Annotated in this window: 19 protein-coding genes; 14 read left to right on the top strand and 5 right to left on the bottom strand. The window is 62.5% G+C overall.

What is annotated here, in order from left to right; genetic code table 11:
* Nucleotides 1–3: 3 nt before the first annotated feature.
* The 5 genes from PQ627_RS04055 to PQ627_RS04035 all read left to right on the top strand — a co-directional run bounded on the left by PQ627_RS04055 (nt 4) and on the right by PQ627_RS04035 (nt 4,553).
* Complete coding sequence (locus tag PQ627_RS04055) at nt 4–894, top strand: transketolase (protein WP_274258619.1); 891 nt, start codon at nt 4–6, stop codon at nt 892–894.
* On the top strand, nt 891–1,886 hold the full coding sequence (locus PQ627_RS04050; RefSeq protein WP_144660415.1) for a transketolase family protein: 996 nt from the start codon (nt 891–893) through the stop codon (nt 1,884–1,886). The genes PQ627_RS04055 and PQ627_RS04050 overlap by 4 nt, the downstream gene beginning before the upstream one ends.
* Before the next feature lie 137 nt (nt 1,887–2,023).
* Complete coding sequence (locus PQ627_RS04045) at nt 2,024–2,680, top strand: GntR family transcriptional regulator (RefSeq protein WP_144660418.1); 657 nt, start codon at nt 2,024–2,026, stop codon at nt 2,678–2,680.
* A 48-nt stretch (nt 2,681–2,728) separates the two neighbouring features.
* Complete coding sequence (locus PQ627_RS04040) at nt 2,729–3,784, top strand: PDDEXK nuclease domain-containing protein (protein ID WP_274258614.1); 1,056 nt, start codon at nt 2,729–2,731, stop codon at nt 3,782–3,784.
* Between the two features lie 31 nt (nt 3,785–3,815).
* A complete protein-coding gene (locus tag PQ627_RS04035) occupies nt 3,816–4,553 on the top strand; it encodes a VOC family protein (RefSeq protein WP_274258612.1) in 738 nt (245 codons plus the stop codon).
* Nucleotides 4,554–4,581: 28 nt separating this feature from the next.
* Here PQ627_RS04035 and PQ627_RS04030 read toward each other — a convergent pair whose 3' ends face one another.
* The gene (locus PQ627_RS04030) at nt 4,582–5,556 is read right to left on the bottom strand and encodes an acyl-CoA thioesterase (protein ID WP_274258610.1); all 975 of its coding nucleotides are present in this window, start codon (nt 5,554–5,556) and stop codon (nt 4,582–4,584) included.
* Between the two features lie 111 nt (nt 5,557–5,667).
* On the opposite strand from PQ627_RS04030, the gene aztD reads away from it, so the two are divergent.
* On the top strand, nt 5,668–6,975 hold the full coding sequence (aztD, locus tag PQ627_RS04025) for a zinc metallochaperone AztD (protein ID WP_274258608.1): 1,308 nt from the start codon (nt 5,668–5,670) through the stop codon (nt 6,973–6,975).
* 8 nt (nt 6,976–6,983) lie between these two features.
* Here the strand turns inward: aztD and PQ627_RS04020 are convergent, their stop codons facing one another.
* Nucleotides 6,984–7,925, bottom strand: coding sequence for a sugar-binding transcriptional regulator (locus tag PQ627_RS04020; protein ID WP_274258606.1), 942 nt, complete (start codon nt 7,923–7,925; stop codon nt 6,984–6,986).
* 100 nt (nt 7,926–8,025) lie between these two features.
* On the opposite strand from PQ627_RS04020, the gene PQ627_RS04015 reads away from it, so the two are divergent.
* The 5 genes from PQ627_RS04015 (at nt 8,026) to PQ627_RS03995 (ending at nt 13,027) form a co-directional block, all read left to right on the top strand.
* On the top strand, nt 8,026–9,405 hold the full coding sequence (locus tag PQ627_RS04015) for an ABC transporter substrate-binding protein (protein WP_274258604.1): 1,380 nt from the start codon (nt 8,026–8,028) through the stop codon (nt 9,403–9,405).
* An 81-nt stretch (nt 9,406–9,486) separates the two neighbouring features.
* Entirely contained in the window at nt 9,487–10,347 is an 861-nt protein-coding gene (locus PQ627_RS04010; RefSeq protein ID WP_274258602.1) for a carbohydrate ABC transporter permease, read from the top strand.
* Nucleotides 10,344–11,240, top strand: coding sequence for a carbohydrate ABC transporter permease (locus tag PQ627_RS04005; RefSeq protein ID WP_274258600.1), 897 nt, complete (start codon nt 10,344–10,346; stop codon nt 11,238–11,240). The genes PQ627_RS04010 and PQ627_RS04005 overlap by 4 nt, the downstream gene beginning before the upstream one ends.
* A 28-nt stretch (nt 11,241–11,268) precedes the next feature.
* Nucleotides 11,269–12,312 (top strand): NAD(P)-dependent alcohol dehydrogenase, encoded by a 1,044-nt coding sequence (locus PQ627_RS04000; protein WP_274258598.1) that lies wholly within the window; start codon nt 11,269–11,271, stop codon nt 12,310–12,312.
* A gap of 13 nt (nt 12,313–12,325) precedes the next feature.
* Nucleotides 12,326–13,027 (top strand): HAD-IA family hydrolase, encoded by a 702-nt coding sequence (locus PQ627_RS03995; RefSeq protein ID WP_274258597.1) that lies wholly within the window; start codon nt 12,326–12,328, stop codon nt 13,025–13,027.
* A gap of 76 nt (nt 13,028–13,103) precedes the next feature.
* On the opposite strand, the gene PQ627_RS03990 is transcribed toward PQ627_RS03995, so the two are convergent.
* Entirely contained in the window at nt 13,104–13,538 is a 435-nt protein-coding gene (locus PQ627_RS03990; RefSeq protein ID WP_262276617.1) for a DoxX family protein, read from the bottom strand.
* 68 nt (nt 13,539–13,606) lie between these two features.
* A complete protein-coding gene (locus PQ627_RS03985; RefSeq protein ID WP_274258593.1) occupies nt 13,607–14,173 on the bottom strand; it encodes an antibiotic biosynthesis monooxygenase in 567 nt (188 codons plus the stop codon).
* A gap of 41 nt (nt 14,174–14,214) precedes the next feature.
* On the opposite strand from PQ627_RS03985, the gene PQ627_RS03980 reads away from it, so the two are divergent.
* The 3 genes from PQ627_RS03980 (at nt 14,215) to PQ627_RS03970 (ending at nt 16,553) form a co-directional block, all read left to right on the top strand.
* Complete coding sequence (locus tag PQ627_RS03980; protein ID WP_274258591.1) at nt 14,215–15,555, top strand: MATE family efflux transporter; 1,341 nt, start codon at nt 14,215–14,217, stop codon at nt 15,553–15,555.
* Between the two features lie 9 nt (nt 15,556–15,564).
* Nucleotides 15,565–16,137: a hypothetical protein gene (locus PQ627_RS03975; protein WP_274258590.1), complete on the top strand. Its 573-nt coding sequence runs from the start codon at nt 15,565–15,567 to the stop codon at nt 16,135–16,137.
* A 68-nt stretch (nt 16,138–16,205) separates the two neighbouring features.
* Nucleotides 16,206–16,553 carry a hypothetical protein gene (locus PQ627_RS03970; protein ID WP_144660441.1) on the top strand — a complete coding sequence of 116 codons (348 nt, stop codon included), beginning with the start codon at nt 16,206–16,208 and terminating at the stop codon, nt 16,551–16,553.
* Between the two features lie 39 nt (nt 16,554–16,592).
* On the opposite strand, the gene PQ627_RS03965 is transcribed toward PQ627_RS03970, so the two are convergent.
* Complete coding sequence (locus PQ627_RS03965) at nt 16,593–16,961, bottom strand: hypothetical protein (protein ID WP_274258587.1); 369 nt, start codon at nt 16,959–16,961, stop codon at nt 16,593–16,595.
* Between the last annotated feature and the right edge of the window lie 185 nt (nt 16,962–17,146).

Genomic DNA, 17,146 nt, shown 5'->3' with positions numbered 1-17,146 from the left:
CCAGTGTCTCTCTCATCAGTAGAAGCAGCGCCCGCTTTGCCGGCCGCCGAGCGCGTCGAGCGTATCCGCGCTGCCGCCTACCGCATCCGCCACCACGCCCTGAACATGGGCGAGGTCCAAGGCCAAGGCTACGTAGGTCAGGCGCTGGGTGCCGCGGACATGTTCGCCGCCGTATACGCCGACCAGCTCAGCTACCAGGCCGAAAACCCTCACTGGGAAGGCCGGGACCGGTTCCTGCTCTCCACGGGCCATTACGCGATCGGACACTACGCGGCGCTGGCTGAAGCCGGAATCGTCCCGGTTGCCGAGCTGGAAACCTACGGTTCGGATGATTCCCGCCTGCCGATGTCCGGAATGTCCACCTACACCCCGGGCATGGAAATCTCCGGCGGTTCGCTGGGCCACGGACTGACGATCGCGGTTGGCATGGCGCTGGGCCTGCGGGCGCAAGGTTCGGCTTCGCGGGTAATCAACTTCCTTTCCGACGGTGAGTTGGATGAAGGTTCGACGTGGGAGGCGGCCATGGGAGCGCACCATCACCAGCTGGGCAACCTCATCGCCATGGTGGACATCAACGCGCTCCAGGCCGACGGCGCCACCAACACGGTGCTGCGCACCGAGCCTGTGACGGAGAAGTGGGAATCGTTCGGGTGGTACACGCAGCGGGTGGATGGGAACGACGTCGGTGCGCTGCTGGCTGCGTTCGACAACATCGCCTCGGTTTCCGGTCCGGTCGGGAGGCCGTCCGTGATCCTGTGCGACACCAAGGTGGGCCGTGGCGTGCCACTGCTGGAGACCCGCGAGAAGGCGCACTTCATGCGCATCGAAGAAAACGAATGGCAGATCTGCCGCGAACAGCTGACTGCAGGATACGAAGGGACGGTCTCAGCATGAGCACCACCACGGCAAAGCCGAAGCTGAAGACCTCGGCCATGATCGCCTCGTTCGCCGACCCGGGCCAGAAGACCACGTCCGCCCCGTTCGGGCACGCTCTGGTGGCAGCCGCGGAAGCCAACCCTGCCATTGTCGGGCTGACCGCGGACCTGGGCAAGTACACGGACATGCACATCTTCGCGAAGGCCTTCCCGGAGAGATTCTTCCAAATGGGCATGGCCGAGCAGCTCCTCTTTGGTGCAGCCGCCGGCATGGCTGAGACCGGGCTGGTTCCTTTCGCGTCCACCTACTCCGTGTTCGCAGCCCGGCGTGCCTACGACTTCCTGTGCCTGGACATCGCCGAGCCCAACTTGAACGTCAACATCGTCGGCGGTCTGCCTGGCCTGACCACGGGCTACGGTCCCAGCCACCAGGCCACCGAAGACATGGCAATCTTCCGCGGCATGCCCAACCTGACCATCGTGGACCCGTGCGACTCCGTGGACATCGAGCAGGCCGTCCCGCAGCTCGCCGCCTCGGACGGCCCTACGTACCTGCGCCTTCTCCGCGGCAATGTGCCGACGGTTTTGGATGAGTACGACTACACATTCGAGCTCGGCAAAGCCAAGGTCCTGCGCGGCGGCAACGACGTCGTATTCGTTTCCTCGGGCCTGATGACCATGCGGGCCCTGCAGGCCGCGGACGCCCTGGCTGCCCACAACGTTGACGTGGCAGTGGTTCACACTCCGACGATCAAGCCCTTCGACTCGGCAACCGTGCTGGCTGAACTGAACACGGACCGCCTCGCCGTGACGCTGGAGAACCACACCGTTGTTGGCGGTTTGTTCGAAACTGTTGCCTCCGCCGTCGTAAGTGCCGGCCTGGGCAAGCGCGTGGTTCCCATCGCGCTTCCGGACCAATTCCTCGACGCCGGCGCGCTGCCGACACTGCACGAACGATACGGACTGTCCGTCGACCGGATCGTGGCAAAGGTGCTGGCTGAACTCGCCTAACTCTCCGGAGTTTTTGTACAGCTGATGCCCTCAAGGCCGCTTCCAAAGGTCATTAGCTGTACAAAAACCCGGGCGCCCGTAGTATCGACAGTTAACAACGGACTGTCAGCAGTTGCCAATAGAACCGAGGACACACCATGGCCGCCACAGCCTCCCTGCTGGGACTGGAGAAGAAGAGCCTTCGCGAACAGGCGCTCGCAGCTTTGCGCACCGCGATCACCAGTGGCGAGCTTGAGCCGGGACGGCACCTGGTGGAGACCGAGCTCTCCGAAATGCTCCAGATCAGCCGGGGCACCCTGCGTGAAGCCCTCCGTCAGCTGGAACAGGAAGGTCTGATCTCCGCCGGACCGCGTGGCCGCATGTCCGTACGGCACTTGGACGTCAAGGAAATCCGGGACATCTTCGCTGTCCGTGGGGTGCTGGAGTCACTGGCCGCCCGGACCCTTAGCGACATGCCGGACAAGGAGCCCGCCCTCGCCGAGTTGCGTGCCGCCGTCGAAAATATGGACAAGGCCGCGAAATCCTCACTTGAGGAGCGCATCGAATCGGACCTCGAATTTCACCGCACGTTGTGCCGGCTGTCCGGAAACGAGACGTTGCTGCATTCGTGGGAATCCCTGGAAGGCTCCATCCGGATGTCCATCATGTTCGCCGGGTTGGAACGCGCCACGCGCAACATGAGTGTCGGGAGGCATCATGACATTGTTGCGGCGATCGAGACCGGGAATGCTGCGAAGGCACGGGAAACGATCATCGAGCACATGAATGGCGCGGCCGAGAATTTGGTGGGGTAGTTCCGTTCGAACCGCTTTTTGTCGGGGCTCCCTCGTAGGGTGCGGGGCATGGGTGAATCACGCGAGTTGGGCCTTCCCGCCGGCTATACGGAGCTCTTGGACGATCTTAAGGATCGTGTTAAGGCTGCACGTACCAAGGTGCTTCGGACCGTCAACACACAGCTGATAGAGCTGTACTGGGCTATCGGGCGGGATGTAAGGCTTCAGCAGGAGAAGCACGGATGGGGCGCCGGGGTAATCAAACGCCTATCGTCTGATCTGCGCGCTGAATTCCCGCAAATGACGGGCCTTTCGCCAAGAAACATCCAGTACATGACTACATTTGCAGGCGTATGGCAGGGTGGGCCAATTGCGCAACAGCCTGTTGCGCAATTGCCATGGGGGCACATCACCGTGCTGCTGGACAAGCTGAGCGAACAGCAGGACCGTGCGTGGTACGCCGCGGCCGCCGTCGAATATGGCTGGTCCCGCAATGTGCTCTTGAACATGATCCTGAATAAGACGCTGGAACGCGCAGGGGCTGCGCCCTCCAACTTTGCGCAACGGCTTGTTGCGCAAGATTCGGAGCTCGCCCAGCAGGTCGCGAAGGATCCGTACAACTTTGAGTTCCTGGGGTTGTCGGGCCAGGTCGCGGAACGGGACCTGGAGAGCGCGCTGACCGGCAGGATCACTGAAACGCTGCGCGAGTTGGGACCCGGCTTCTCGTTTGTGGGCCGACAAGTCCATTTTGACGTTGACGGCGACGACTACTTCGTAGACATGCTTTTCTTCCACATGGACCAGAACCGTTACGTGGTGATCGAACTCAAGACGGGTAAGTTCCAGCCTGAGCACGCGGGAAAGCTCAACTTTTACGTGGCCCTTGTTGATGACGTACTGCGTCGGGAGCATCACAACGAAACCATAGGCATCTTGATCTGTGGTACCAAGAACGACAGGAGCGTTCGCTACAGTCTTGGCCGTTCGACCTCACCGATGGCGGTGGCTGGCTACAGCTATGAGAGTCTCCCTATGGCCGAGAAGCAGGTGCTTCCCAATGAAGGGCATCTCGTGGCCGCGCTCGAATGGGCCGAGCGTGCGAACAGTGGTGATTCCCCGGCCTAGGGGGCCCGGCCGCAGCATAGAGTTGTGAACCATGGCACTGCGTTTGGTTCAAGTGAATTTCAAGGCCCGCGATGATTCAGCTCTCGGGCAATTCTGGGCTGACGCCCTCGGCTGGGGTGTTTCCAGCGAGGGACCCGGTGTCACCAACGTGGAACCACTTGGCTTCACATGGCCAGATCCCACGGCCGTCTGCGTGGACGTGGTCACCGTTCCGGACCCTGAGACGGTGAAGTACCGTGTTCACCTGGACCTTGCCACCACCTCTGCAGCCCACCAGCGCGAGCTTGTCGAGCGCTTGAAGGGACTGGGTGCGACGCTCGCCGACATCGGCCAGGGAGACGTGCCGTGGGTGGTGATGGCTGATCCTGAAGGCAACTTGTTCTGTGTCCTCGAGCCACGGCCGATCTACCAGGACACCGGTCCCATCGCCACGGTGGTAGTCAACTGTGACAATCCCAGTGCCATGGCCGATTTCTGGAGTGAGGCCATGGACTGGACCTTGCACGAGGTAAACGATGAGCATGCGAGGTTGAGGTCGTCCAAAGGTGTGGGCCCCTACCTTGAGCTCCTAAAAACCCCGGACCCGGGCGCCCTGCAAAGCCGTATCCATCTCGACCTGATGCCCTACCCTGGGGACGACCAAACCACAGAGGTGGAGAGGCTGCACTCCCTGGGGGCCCATGACGCCGACGTTGGTCAAGGGAATGTCCCGTGGAAATGTCTTAGGGACCCTGAGGGAAACGACTTCTGCGTGCTGGCGCCCCGCTAGCGGCCCAGCCCAGCGAGGCCCAAGGCGACTACCGCCCAGCCGCCTTCAGCAAGTGATCCGGCAGTCGGTTGCCCGGCGCCCGCCCCCGGATTTCAAGTAGTTCGCGGGCATGTGCGTGCAGCTTCTTGTCTTCATCAGATACGGGAATCCACTCCGGAATCGGCACGGCCGTACCGGTTTCGTCGCGCGCCACCATCACGGTGAGGCAGTACGTGGTCAGGTTCATCTCGCGGGTCTTGGGGTCGCCTGAACGAACGTGGACCGCGATGTGCATGCCCTTCGCACCGGTGTACACCAGCCGGGCCTCAACCTCCACCACGTGACCGATCAGCAGCGGCCGGTAGAAACGAACGCCGCCGGAAAACACCGCTACGGTGTCCTTCCCGCAGTAACGGGACGCGCAAACGTACGCGGCCTCGTCGATCCACTTCATCACGATGCCACCGTGGACTTTGCCGCCCCAGTTCACATCAGTGGGGGACGCCATGAACCGCAGCGTGACGCGCTCGGCGGTCCCGGCGTCGGTATATTCCTGGGCGTTCATCGCATTGACGATCTGCTCGCGGACTTCGATGCGCGCCAACGCGTGATCGCGGGCTTCGATCTCGGCAGGAGTGGAAGGCTCGAACTGGGGGACAGGGATCGGCTTCCCGTCGGGCCCGACGGCAACAAAGATCACCATGCACTGGCTGTGCATCGTCTCGGGGCCGCCCTTGGGGTCGTGGGAGCTGACCACTGTGTGGATGTGCATGGAGGAGCGGCCGGTATAGACGATGGTGGACGTCACCTCCACCATGTCGCCGCTGTTCACGGGATCAGTGAAGTGGATGTTGCCCACGTAGGCAGTGACGCAATAGGACTTGGCCCATCCCACGGCCGCTGCATAGGCGGCTTTGTCGACCCACTCAAGGACGGTGCCGGCGTCAACGGATCCGCTATGGCCAACGTCAGTGGGGGCCGCGAGGAAGCGGAGGGTCACGGAATTCGCGGGGGACTCGCTCATGCTCGAAGTTTACTGGCGCCGTGTTTCTGTTACGTGACTAAGACTGAGCCTCCCCGGAGGCCCGGACAGAAGCAATTTGCTCTCTAAATGAGAATCAATATCATTTAACGCATGCATCATCACCCAAACCCTGTCACCTTGCCCGCCCGGAAGCGTCGCCTTCACGCAACGCCGCTTGCCGCCGTCGGGCTTTCCGCTCTTCTCCTTACGGCCTGCGCCGCGCCCGGAGGTTCCGCCGGCAGCGCGACCGACGCGTCGCCGTCGTCCACTTCGAAGCCCAGCCCTAAAGAGGCAGGCGCGCCGACGCCCCGCCTGGTTTACACGCACGACGGCGGCATAGGAGTCCTCGATGCCGCCTCCCTCGCCGACGTGGGGGGCGCCGAACTGGCGGGCTTCAACCGCCTCAACCCCGCTGGCGATGGGCGGCATGTGTTCGTCTCAACGGGCGACGCCTTCCGCCTCTTCGACGCCGGAGCCTGGTCGGAACCGCACGGGGACCACAGCCACCATTACGTCTCCGAGCCCGCGCTGACCGATTTTGCTTTCGAAGCCGACAAGGCTGGCCACGTGGTGCTGCACGCCGGCAAGACTGTGCTCTTCAGCGATGGATCCGGCAAGGTGGAGAGCTTCGAAAGTTCCGCGCTGGGTGCCGCCGTGGAAGACGGAAAGTTGCCCGCCACCGACGTCTACACCACACCCGAAGCGCATCACGGCGTGGCGGTGGAGCTGGAGGACGGCAAGCTGCTGGTGACGCTCGGCAACGAGGAAAGCCGGTCGGGAATCGCTGTGCTTTCCGCAGGCAAGGGCCAGGATCGTCAGGAAGTTGTCCGCAACGAAGACTGCCCCGGCGTCCACGGCGAGGCGGTCGCTGCCGGTGAAGCCGTGGTGGTCGGCTGCGAGAACGGCATGCTCATTTACAAGGATGGCGCCATCACCAAGGTGGCCAGTCCCGATGCCTACGGCCGTTTGGGCAACCAGGCGGGATCGGAAAAATCTCCCGTGATTCTGGGCGATTACAAAGTAGACAAGGCCGCCAAGCCCGAGCGGCCCACCCGGATCTCGCTCGTTAACACCGAGACCGCCGCCCTGCAGCTCGTGGACATCGGCACCAGCTATTCCTTCCGCTCGCTGGGCCGCGGCCCCGCAGGCGAAGCACTGGTACTCGGCACCGATGGCGGCCTCCGGGTGATCGATCCACTCACCGGCGCGGTCACGGCCACCATTCCAGTGGTGGCGCCCTGGGAGGAATCAGCCACCTGGCAGGACCCGCGGCCCACCCTTTTCGTGCAGGGCTCGACGGCGTACGTCACCGAACCGGCGACGCAGTCACTTCACGCTGTGGACCTGAAAGCTGGCAAAGTGGCCAAGTCGGCGAAGCTTGAGCACACTCCGAACGAACTCACCGGTGTGACTGGTTAGTTCCTGCCTTACTTCTTGACGGCCGCCAGTGCAGCCTTGGCGGTGTCCACATCAGTGACCAGGGTATCCACCAGTCCTGATTTCAGGGCCGCGATCACAGCTCGTTTCTTGCCGGGCCCGCCTCCGAGGGCCACTTTGAGCGGTACGGAAGCCAGTTGCTGTGTGGTGATGCCGATCATGCGGTCGTCAAGAAGGTGAAGCTCCTTGCCATGGGCGTCCAGGAGGGTGGTTCCGATTTCTGCCGCGACGCCCTGTTCGATCAGTGGGCCGAGCTCGCCCGTCTCGTCCAAAAGGCTGGCCAGGAGCGAACTGTGGGGCCACCCACCCACAGTGAAAACGGCTTTATCCAGTAAGTCCATCCGTTTCAAAGCCTGCCGAACCCCGGGCTGGCTCCGGATGACCTGCGCCGCGACGGGATCAGTCGCTATGACGGGCGAATGAAGCGGAAACATCCGTCCTTGGGCCACCCGGCGCAACTCCATGATGACCTCCAGATTGTCATCGTCCGTCGATGCAACGCCTGTTAGCTGCACCAAGTCGCAATTTGGCGCGGTTTGTATCCGCGCGCAGGTCTCCAGAATGGTCCGGCCGGGGCCCAGCCCCAAGATGTCATCTTCTTCGATGAGCTCCGACAGGAGCTTCGAGGCGACGGCGGCGATAGCGGCGCGGGCGGCCTTGTCACCCTCAGCTGCGGGGATGCAGACAATGGTCGATTCCAAGCCATAGCAAGAGGCCAGCGCCTTGGAAAGGGTGGCGTCAATGGGATCGGGGAGTCGTGGGGTGACTTCCACCAGCCCCTGCTCCCGGGCGTACTTCACCATCCGACCAACGGCAAAGCGGGAAATCCCCAATTCCTCGGCTATGTCCACCGTTGGCCGGCCGAATTTCAGGTGCTGCATGGCCGCGTAAACGTGGCGCAGCTGCTCTTCCATGCTCAATTCCTTGCTCACCTGAGCATCATAGACCAGGTTGTGAGCGCTCTCATTAGTCTTTCATCTACACCTTGTGGCACCGACGCCGCAGGGTTGCCGCGAGTCCAAGGAGTAGATGATGGAAGTTCAGCGTTTCCGCCCAAGCCGTCGCACCGTGATGCAAATGGCCGTGACCGCAGTAGCCGCTACGGCTACTCTCGCCGCCTGCTCGCCCGGAGGCGGAGCGGATTCCACAGCCGATGTCGATTCGTTCGGCTGGCGGAACTTCGAAGGAAAAAGCCTCAATCTCTTGATGAGCGAGCACCCGCTCTCCGCAGCGATCAAGCCGCAGCTGAGTGACTTTGAGACGAAGACCGGAATCAAGGTGAACCTTGAAACCCTCAGTGAATCCGACTACATGGTGAAGATCCTGACCGAGCTTCAGTCCGGCTCCGGTGCCTATGACGTCTTCATGACGTCCCAGCCCATGAACTACCAGTACGCGGCCGCCGGTTGGATCGAGGACCTGCAGCCCTGGGTGGACAACTCCAAGCACACTGCTCCTGACTACGACATCAACGATTTCTTTCCAGCTTTGTTGAGCGCTGAGCGTTGGGATAAGACCAACTTCGGAGGTGCAGGCAAAGGCGGTCTGTGGGCGATCCCGGCGAACGAGGAAGGCTACGCGCTCTTCTATCGCAAGGACATTCTTGAAGCCAACAACGTCGAAGTACCGCAAACCATCGACCAGCTCATCGCCGCAGCGCAGAAGCTCAACGGGATCGACTTCGGTGGGAAGAAGATCTCCGGCTTCGTCAGCCGCGGCGACAAGACCTACCCCACGCTGAACCCCTTCTCCACCTTCGCCGGAGCCTACGGCGTCAAGGACATCACCGACGGAAAAGCCACCGTCAACTCTCCCGAGGGCATTGAAGCGACCAGCAAGTGGGTGGAGCTGATGAAGACGGCGCCCAAGGCGGCCAGCACCTACACCTGGTACGAGGCACAGCAGGACTTCCTGGCGGGTACTTCGGCGTTCTACATCGACGCCGACCACATGGCTCCGGATTTTGAGAAAAAGGGCAGCGCGATCGCCGGCAAGGTGGGCTACGCCCTCCCGCCCGAGGGTCCCAAAGGCCGCTCCTCCAGCATGTGGCTCTGGTCGCTGGGAATGAACTCGTCGTCGAAAAACAAAGGGGCGGCCTGGCAGTTCATGCAATGGGCCACTTCCAAGGAACTCCTGACCTCCGCCATCGCAGCAGGAAACATGAATCCAACGCGTATGTCGGTGGCCAACAGCCCGGAGATGATCCAAGCCACTGCCAGCTGGGGCGACTACAACAAGACGTGGACTGAAATCCTCTCGAAGTACGCGTCCTGGCCGTATTCGCCGTCGGCCAGTTGGACGAACGCAGGCGACATCTGGGCCACCGCAATCCAGTCCGCCATCTTGGGCCAGGCGTCCGTCGAGGACGCCCTCAATGACGCCGCAAAGAAGATCGACGCCGTTATCAAGTAACCCTGCCGACACTTCCCGCGGTCCTTGGAGGCGCACTGTCGCGCCGGCCGCAGGGCAGAGTTGCATCAACCAAGGGAACCCATGAAACACAAACCTTCTCTTCCCTACCTTTTACTCTTACCCGCCCTGGCGCTGCTGGTGGCGATTCTCTACCCGTTCCTCACCGGGGCGTGGTGGTCGTTCACCTCGTACCGGCTCAACCGGGGCGCGCCCGTGCCCAATTGGGGAGAGAACTTCCTCAATCTCTTCTCAAGCGGGGAGGGCCTGCACGCAATCGGCATCACGCTCGGCTACGCGGTCGTCGTCGTGGTGCTTGAATGCCTCTTCGGCATAGGCCTGGCGATGCTCCTTAACTACGTGGGCCGGATAGGAAACTCTTTTCGGCTGCTGATAGTCCTTCCGTTGCTGCTGCCTCCGGTGGTCGCGGCTCTCATGTGGAAGGTCATGCTGACCGAAAACGGTGTTGTGAACTGGTTGCTGGAGGCGGTGGGGTCCCAGAAGCTGCTCTGGCTGAACGGGCCGGACAGCGCCCTCTGGTCCGTTGTCCTTATCGACGTCTGGATCTTCACGCCGTTCGTTGTGCTTCTGGCACAAGCAGGCCTCAAGAGCGTCCCGAAGGAACTCAGTGAAGCTGCCGCCATGGATGGTGCGGGGCCGGTTCGAAACTTCGTGTCGGTGACATTGCCGATGCTCATGCCCGTCCTGGTAGTCATCATCACTTTCAGGGGCATCGACTCGCTGAAAATGTTCGACATTATCTACACCACCACCAAGGGCGGACCTGTGGATGCGACCACCAATCTGCATGTCATGGCCTACCTGGATGGCATTCGCAACCTGAACTTCGGTGCAGCGATGGCAGCTTTGATTGTCCTCTGGCTTCTTTGCTACCTCATCTCCTTTTTCCTGCTCAAGGCCCGTCGTAAGGAGGCATTTTCATGAGCAGCACAGTTGTCGAGCCTGCGGTACGCACCCAAAGGACTCCGCCGGCGCCTGCCACCTCCCGGCGGGAAAGGTCAAGGAAGCTGCGACGCGCAGCGGCCATGGCCGTCCTGACACTCTGGACCGTGTTCGCATTGGCGCCGATTGTCTGGATTTTGATGATGTCCTTCAAAATGCCGGGCGACATCGTGGTCTATCCGCCGAAGTTCTTGTTCTCTCCAACTTTGGACAACTACGTGAAGGTGCTCAGTGGCAGCGCGTTCATGACACCGTTCGTGAACTCCCTGATCGTGACGCTGGGCTCGCTGGTGCTGACCCTGCTCATTGGTCTGCCGACGGCCTACGCCTTGGCGCGCTTCAAGTTCCGGGGCCGCGAGAACATTGCGTTCAGCATCCTGTCCCTCCGTTTTGCTCCGGAGCTGCTGATCATCCTTCCGCTGTACCTGATCTTCCAGAAGATCGGTTTGTACGACAACTACCTGGGCCTGATCCTGGCTTACCAGCTGGTGACGCTGCCGATGCTCGTGTGGATGCTGCGCTCCTTCATCGAAGATCTCCCTGTCGAACTCGAAGAAGCGGTTGCCATGGACGGCGGAAGTCGCTGGACGGCGTTCCGGCACGTGCTGTTCCGGTTGATCGCACCGGGTCTTGGCGCCAGCTTGATGCTTTCCTTCATCTGGGCGTGGAACAGCTACACCTTGCCCCTTGTTCTGAGCGGCAAGAACACCCAGGTAGTCACCACGGGCATCCAGCAGTACATCGCCTACCAATCCATTGACTGGGGTCCGATGGCGGCGGCCACGGTCGTCTCAATGGTCCCTGGCATCCTCTTTGCTCTCTTCTCCTTGCGCTGGATCGTCGGTGGTCTCACTGCCGGCACGGTCAAGGGCTGACCACACCCCACCTCGAAAGGACATAAACATGTCAATCCCTGCAACCATGCGCGCCAGCGTCCTGACCTCGCCCAAGACCATAGAACTTCAGGAAGTCCCAGTTCCGGAACCGCAGCCGGGCCAGGTGCTTGTCCGCGTGACGGCGGTGGGGGTCTGCGGTTCGGATACCCATTTTTACGAGACTGGTTCAATCGGCGACATAGTCGTCCAAGGTCCCATTGTCCTCGGGCACGAAACGGCCGGTGAGATTGTCGCCGTCGGGCCTGGCGTCGACAGCAGCCGTGTAGGAACACGGGTGGCGGTTGAACCGCAGACTCCTTGCCGGAAGTGCGATTACTGCAAGACGGGCCGCTATCACCTGTGCCGGGACATCTTGTTTTACGGGGCTTGGCCCGTTGACGGCTCTTTCGCGGAGTACGTAATTGTCGATGACGACTTTGCACATGCCGTTCCGGAGGAAATCTCCGACGAGCAAGCAGCCCTTCTCGAACCGCTGTCCGTGGCCGTCCACGCAGCCCGGCGGGCAGGTGTGAAGGCCGGAGACAAAGTTCTCATCACTGGTGCGGGGCCGATCGGGGTCATGAATGTCCAGGTCGCCAAGGCGTTGGGTGCCAGTGAGGTGGTCATCAGCGACCCGATCGCGCACCGGCGGGACTTTGCCTTGGCCCATGGGGCGGACGTAGCACTGGACCCCACCACAAACGGTCTGGACGACTATGCAGAGTATTTTGACGTCTACATTGATGCTTCCGGGAACGCACGGGCGATCCTGCCCGCCTTCCCCGCCGTCAAACGGGGTGGGACCGCATGCCTGGTGGGGATGGGAGGGGATGAACTCAATGTTCCCATCGCCATGATCCAGCACCGCGAGATCACTTTGACCGGGACGTTTCGGTATGTGAATACGTGGCCCACGGCAATTGCACTGTTGGCCTCGGGAGCTGTGGATGTGGAAGGCATCGTCACAGGGCGCTATGGGCTGGAGGACGTTGAAGAGTCACTGATGAAGGCCAAGAAGGACCCTATGGCGATCAAAACCATGGTCATCCCCGTCCCGCAGACAAAGCGGTAGCAGGACGATCGCTTTGAACCGGATTGACAACAAAAGGGCCATCGAATGGGAAGTCAGCGAGTTTCTCTTCGATATGGATGGAACGCTCCTGGACTCCATCGCGGCGGTGGAGCAGGCGTGGCACGAATGGGCGGAAGAGGAAGGGGTGACCATTCCTGATGGGGAGTCGTTTCACGGACGCACGTCGCGGGACTTGGCTGCGTCATTCGTACCTGAAGAACGGATAACTGCTGCCCTCCTCCGGCTCAGCGAAATTGAGCAGAACCCCCGGGCTCCGGTAACTCCGCTGCCCGGGGCGCTCGAGTTGTTGGCTGCAGTTCCCGGTGACAGGTGCGCGGTGGTGACCTCTGCCGCACGCCTGGTAGCCCAGGCACGGTTGGCCGCCGGGGGTATTACGGCGCCCGCACTGCTGATAACGGGTGACGACGTTAAGCGCGGCAAGCCCGACCCCGAGCCTTACCGTACCGGCACGCGTTGGGCGCGGGACGGCGTGCCGCCTGTCGCTTTTGAAGACACCGTCGCCGGGTTGCGTTCAGCCCGCAGTGCAGGCTGCCTGACGGTCGGCCTTCCGGGTACTGCGACGGCGGCGGAGCTCCAGCCCCATGCCGACGCCGTCGTCACCTCACTGGCCGACGTCGCCGTTGTCGTGGGGACGGACGGAGGTCTTCGGGTGCGACTGCACGCCCTGGACCCTCTCTCACATCCCACCCTTTAAACGCCGACGCTCTATCGCTCCCTCCAAGGGAGTGATAGAGCGTCCAGGTGAAAGGGGCGGGATGTGAGAGAGGGTTCTACGCCAGGACGCGGAGCTTCGAGCCCGGGCGACCAAACAGTGCGGCGTCGGCCGAGAGGCGACCCGCGCCCGCGAGGGCCAGGGCAAGGGCCGCGCCGGCGAAGAGCAGCACGAGCTCGTAGCCCCCGTTGCCTACAAAGATGCCGGCCGGGGCGTGCACCAGGAACAGGGCCCCCAGCATGTCGACGGCAAGGAGTGCTGCGAAAACGCGGGTCAGCAGGCCGAGGATCAGGGCGATGCCACCCACGAGTTCCAGGGTTGCGACGATCGGGGCTACGACGGAAGCGCCCGGCACGCCCATCTGCGTGAAGGACGCCTGGGTTCCGGCAATGGTGAATTCGTTGAACTTCTGCCAACCGTGCGCGGCGAAGAGAAATCCTGCAATGACGCGCAGGATGGTCAGGGCTGTGGTGGTCAAGCTGGACTTGTTCATGCTTCAACCCTCGCAGGTGATTAGTTGAAGTGTCAACTAATCACAGCGCGCATCCAAGTAATTCCCAGCTATTTACGAGGTTTCGCTTGCAGCCACGGCTGAAGAAGCCGGGTGGTGACCGGCAGGAAGATGTACGTCATCAGGGGAGTCAGGATGACAATGTTGAGCAGCACAGCAAACACCAAAGGCCAGTTCTGCGTCACCGGGTGCAGCAGGAAGTTGGCCAGGAGGCTGAGCGGGAAGAATGGCAGGAAGATGCTGATGGCCTGCTTCCAGCGCGGCGGCACCACCGTCTCCGGGACCACCACCGAGACGTCCCCCGGCTGCGAGAACCATCCCTCAATCCCCGTGTGACGCTCCACGCGGGTGGTCTCCATCATGTCCCTGGCGCTGTCGATCCACCAGCGCCTCTCCTCGGAGTCCTCCCACGCCTGCAGCGACTCTGCGTCGGCGAAGCGGTAGAGCATGTGCCATTCGGTGGAGTCGACGCCGTTGCGGACCCAGCCCGATCCCAGGTAGCCGGGCCATTCGCGCGCGAGTTCCTGCCCCGCGTGGGCCCAGGCGTTGGCCTGGCGGGTGTAGCCCGGGAGGATGGTTCGGGCGACGGAAACGGTGACGGGATGCTCATATGACACGGCCCAAATGTACCCGGCTCCCGGCAGACTAGGCTTGTTTAGTGCCTCAAACCACAATTGCCCCGGCCCGCTCGAACGCGCGCGAAATCCTTCGCCTCGCCGTACCTGCCTTCGGCGCCCTGATTGCCGAGCCGCTGTTCCTGCTGGCCGACTCCGCGATCGTAGGGCATTTGGGAGTGGACCAGTTGGCCGGCGTCGGTCTGGCGTCCACCATCCTGCACACAGCCGTCGGACTCATGGTCTTCCTGGCGTATTCGACGACGCCGGCAGTCGCCCGCGCCATCGGCGACGGGAAGCTGGGCAAGGCTTTGGCGGCAGGGCGCGACGGCGTGTGGCTGGCCATGTTGTTGGGCGTGCTGCTCGCTGTGGCCGGCTTTGTTGCCGCTGAACCCCTTGTTGGTTTGATGGGTGCCACCGGTGACGTGCAGGGCTTTGCCGTTGACTACCTGCGCTGGTCCATGCCCGGCCTGGCGGCGATGCTCCTGGTCTTCGCGGGCACTGGTGTCCTCCGCGGATTGCAGGACACCCGCACCCCCCTTCTTGTGGCTACGGCCGGCTTCGCGCTCAACATAGCCCTCAACTGGTTCCTCGTTTATGGCCTGAACCTGTCCGTAGCGGGTTCGGCCATCGGCACGAGCGTCGCCCAGTGGGCCATGGCAGCGGTGTATCTGGTGATGGTGGGCCGCAACGCGCGGCAGCACGGCGTTTCCCTGAAGCCCGACTGGCATGGCATCCGGGCCATGACCAAGGTCGGTTCCTGGCTCATGCTCCGCACGCTGAGCCTCCGCCTGGCAATCCTGGCAACGGTACTGGTGGTGACGGCACAAGGCGCGGTCAACCTCGCGGCGCATCAGTTGGCCATGACCATTTTCTCCTTCCTTGCCTTTGCCCTTGATGCCTTGGCCATCGCGGCGCAGGCGTTGATCGGCAAGGAGCTGGGAGCCCGCAACGCCCGCAAGGCCCGCGGACTGACGCGCACCATGATCCGCTGGGGTCTGGGATTCGGCGTGATCACGGGAGCGGTGCTGGCCGTCGCGGCTCCCTGGGTCGGGTACATCTTCACCTCCGACTCCGGTGTCCGCTCGGCCCTGACTGTGGCGCTGTGGGTACTTGCGGTGGGGCAGCCCATTGCCGGGTACGTCTTCGTCCTGGACGGTGTCCTCATCGGCGCTGGCGACGCGCGCTATCTGGCGATTGCCGGCGTCGTAAATCTGGCTGTTTACTTGCCGCTGCTGGTGGCTGTCCACCAATTAAGGCCCGACGGCGAGGCGGGGCTCTTGTGGCTGTGGGCCGCGTTCGCGCTGGGCTACATGCTGGCGCGGGCGGTGACTCTGGGGCTGCGGGCGCGGACCGATCGCTGGATGGTGCTGGGTTCGCACTAAACTGGACGGGTGACTCTTCCAGCGACTCCTGCCCAAACCCCTTCCGCCCTTCCGGCGGGGCCGTGGAAACCGGTCCTGATCCGCGCGACGGTTGCGGTGTTGTTCGGCCTGGTGACGATCTTCTGGAGTTCACCGTCGGTGCATGTTCTGGCGTGGGCCGTCGGCCTGTATCTGCTGGGAACAGCGGCGGCGTTGTGGATCTCCCGTGCGCTGCCTGCGGCCGTGGCCGTGGTGGTGGCCTCGGGCGGCGTGGCCGCTTTGGTCACGCAGTCAGACGAAGGCGTGGCTCTTTCGGCAATGCTCGCGCTGCTGGTGCTCGGGCTCCTGGAATTCATGAAGGGCCTCAAAAAGCGCGATTCCCTGGCCCGCGACTGGCTTATCTCGGGGATCATCTCGGTGGGTACCGCCATTGCGTTGCCGTTCTTCACATCACTGGGCGCGCATGCGCTTTTGGGCGTATCCGGTGGCGGCGCGATTCTCTCCGGGGTTCTGTGGATGCTCTCCGGCTTGTCGCTGCGGCATGATGCCCGAGTGGGCGCACGGACCCCTGCGCCCGGCGCTTCTCCGGAGGCCGTAAACTAGTAGTTGGACGTTCTACTCGTTGTAGAACTTTTGCATACCGGCGGACGCGTTCCGCCATCATTGGAGGAATGACCGTGGCAGACCAGACACCAGGAGAACCGCGCAAGATGCGGACCTCGGTCAAGGGACCGCTCATGTTCTCCGCCTTCTTCGCAGTGCTGGCTTTCTTTGCCGTGCTGATCTTCGCGTCCGGCGGCAGCGCGCGGACTCCTCGGTTCGACCTCGCCTTCACCGGCGCCGGCATCGCCTTCATCGTGAGCCTCGTCGTGGCAGCCATGCTCTCCATGAGCTACAAGGAAAACGCCGACCACCTCGGCAAGGGTTCGGGGGTCAACCTCAGCTCGAAGCGTCCGCACGGCGGATCGGCGGCTCCGGAGTCGCCTGACGGGACTGAAACGCCCGACGCCGGCCGCTAACCTTCCAGCGCTTCCCCACCTCGGTTGGGGGAGCGCTTTTTAGTGGGCGCTGCGGTTCCCGCCTTCTTCGGGGGTGGTCCGCCGACGGAAGCCTGCGTTGACCGCCAAGAACGTCAGGACGAAGCAACCGCCGATGAGCATTCCGCCGTGACGCGTGACGACGTCGTAATGGTAGCCATCCATGACGCCCACGCGGTGCTCGGATGTCATGAATCCAGAGGCGATAAGGGCTGCGCCGCCAGCTGCTGTGAGGATGTATGCCTTGTAGTTGCCCAGCCACCACCGGCTGAGCCAGCGGTTCAGTCGAAGCGGCAATCCGACTGCTACGGCAAAGACCATCGTGAAGATGGGGAAAACAACGGCAGCTAACAAGATCCCGGAGAGCTCACCGCCAGAACTCGCGGCCATCCCGCACACTAACCACATCACGGCCAGAAAGGGGTACGCGACGGCGAACTGGTGGATCGGGGCGACTCCCGGCCGTGGCGAATGCGGGTTCACGGCTTCCTCAACGCCCGCTGTCGTGGGCTTGGAGCGGTGTTGGTCTGACCCCGGCGGCCGTACCAACGTAGCGGAATCCACGTATTGACGAT

Origin of the sequence: Paenarthrobacter sp. AB444 (assembly GCF_028736865.1) — a bacterium.
GTDB classification, from domain to species: Bacteria; Actinomycetota; Actinomycetes; order Actinomycetales; family Micrococcaceae; genus Arthrobacter; species Arthrobacter nicotinovorans_B.
This window is presented reverse-complemented; position numbering and strand designations above follow the sequence as displayed.

Excerpts from the sequence above, each read along its gene's own strand:
- PQ627_RS04045 (WP_144660418.1), top strand. The coding sequence starts at position 2,024 with ATGGCCGCCACAGCCTCCCTGCTGGGACTGGAGAAGAAGAGCCTTCGC.
- PQ627_RS04010 (WP_274258602.1), top strand. The coding sequence starts at position 9,487 with ATGAAACACAAACCTTCTCTTCCCTACCTTTTACTCTTACCCGCCCTG.
- PQ627_RS03965 (WP_274258587.1), bottom strand. The coding sequence starts at position 16,961 with ATGGCCGCGAGTTCTGGCGGTGAGCTCTCCGGGATCTTGTTAGCTGCC.
- PQ627_RS04040 (WP_274258614.1), top strand. The coding sequence starts at position 2,729 with ATGGGTGAATCACGCGAGTTGGGCCTTCCCGCCGGCTATACGGAGCTC.
- PQ627_RS04050 (WP_144660415.1), top strand. The coding sequence starts at position 891 with ATGAGCACCACCACGGCAAAGCCGAAGCTGAAGACCTCGGCCATGATC.
- PQ627_RS04015 (WP_274258604.1), top strand. The coding sequence starts at position 8,026 with ATGGAAGTTCAGCGTTTCCGCCCAAGCCGTCGCACCGTGATGCAAATG.
- PQ627_RS04035 (WP_274258612.1), top strand. The coding sequence starts at position 3,816 with ATGGCACTGCGTTTGGTTCAAGTGAATTTCAAGGCCCGCGATGATTCA.
- aztD (WP_274258608.1), top strand. The coding sequence starts at position 5,668 with ATGCATCATCACCCAAACCCTGTCACCTTGCCCGCCCGGAAGCGTCGC.
- PQ627_RS03970 (WP_144660441.1), top strand. The coding sequence starts at position 16,206 with ATGACCGTGGCAGACCAGACACCAGGAGAACCGCGCAAGATGCGGACC.
- PQ627_RS04030 (WP_274258610.1), bottom strand. The coding sequence starts at position 5,556 with ATGAGCGAGTCCCCCGCGAATTCCGTGACCCTCCGCTTCCTCGCGGCC.
- PQ627_RS03990 (WP_262276617.1), bottom strand. The coding sequence starts at position 13,538 with ATGAACAAGTCCAGCTTGACCACCACAGCCCTGACCATCCTGCGCGTC.
- PQ627_RS04000 (WP_274258598.1), top strand. The coding sequence starts at position 11,269 with ATGTCAATCCCTGCAACCATGCGCGCCAGCGTCCTGACCTCGCCCAAG.
- PQ627_RS04005 (WP_274258600.1), top strand. The coding sequence starts at position 10,344 with ATGAGCAGCACAGTTGTCGAGCCTGCGGTACGCACCCAAAGGACTCCG.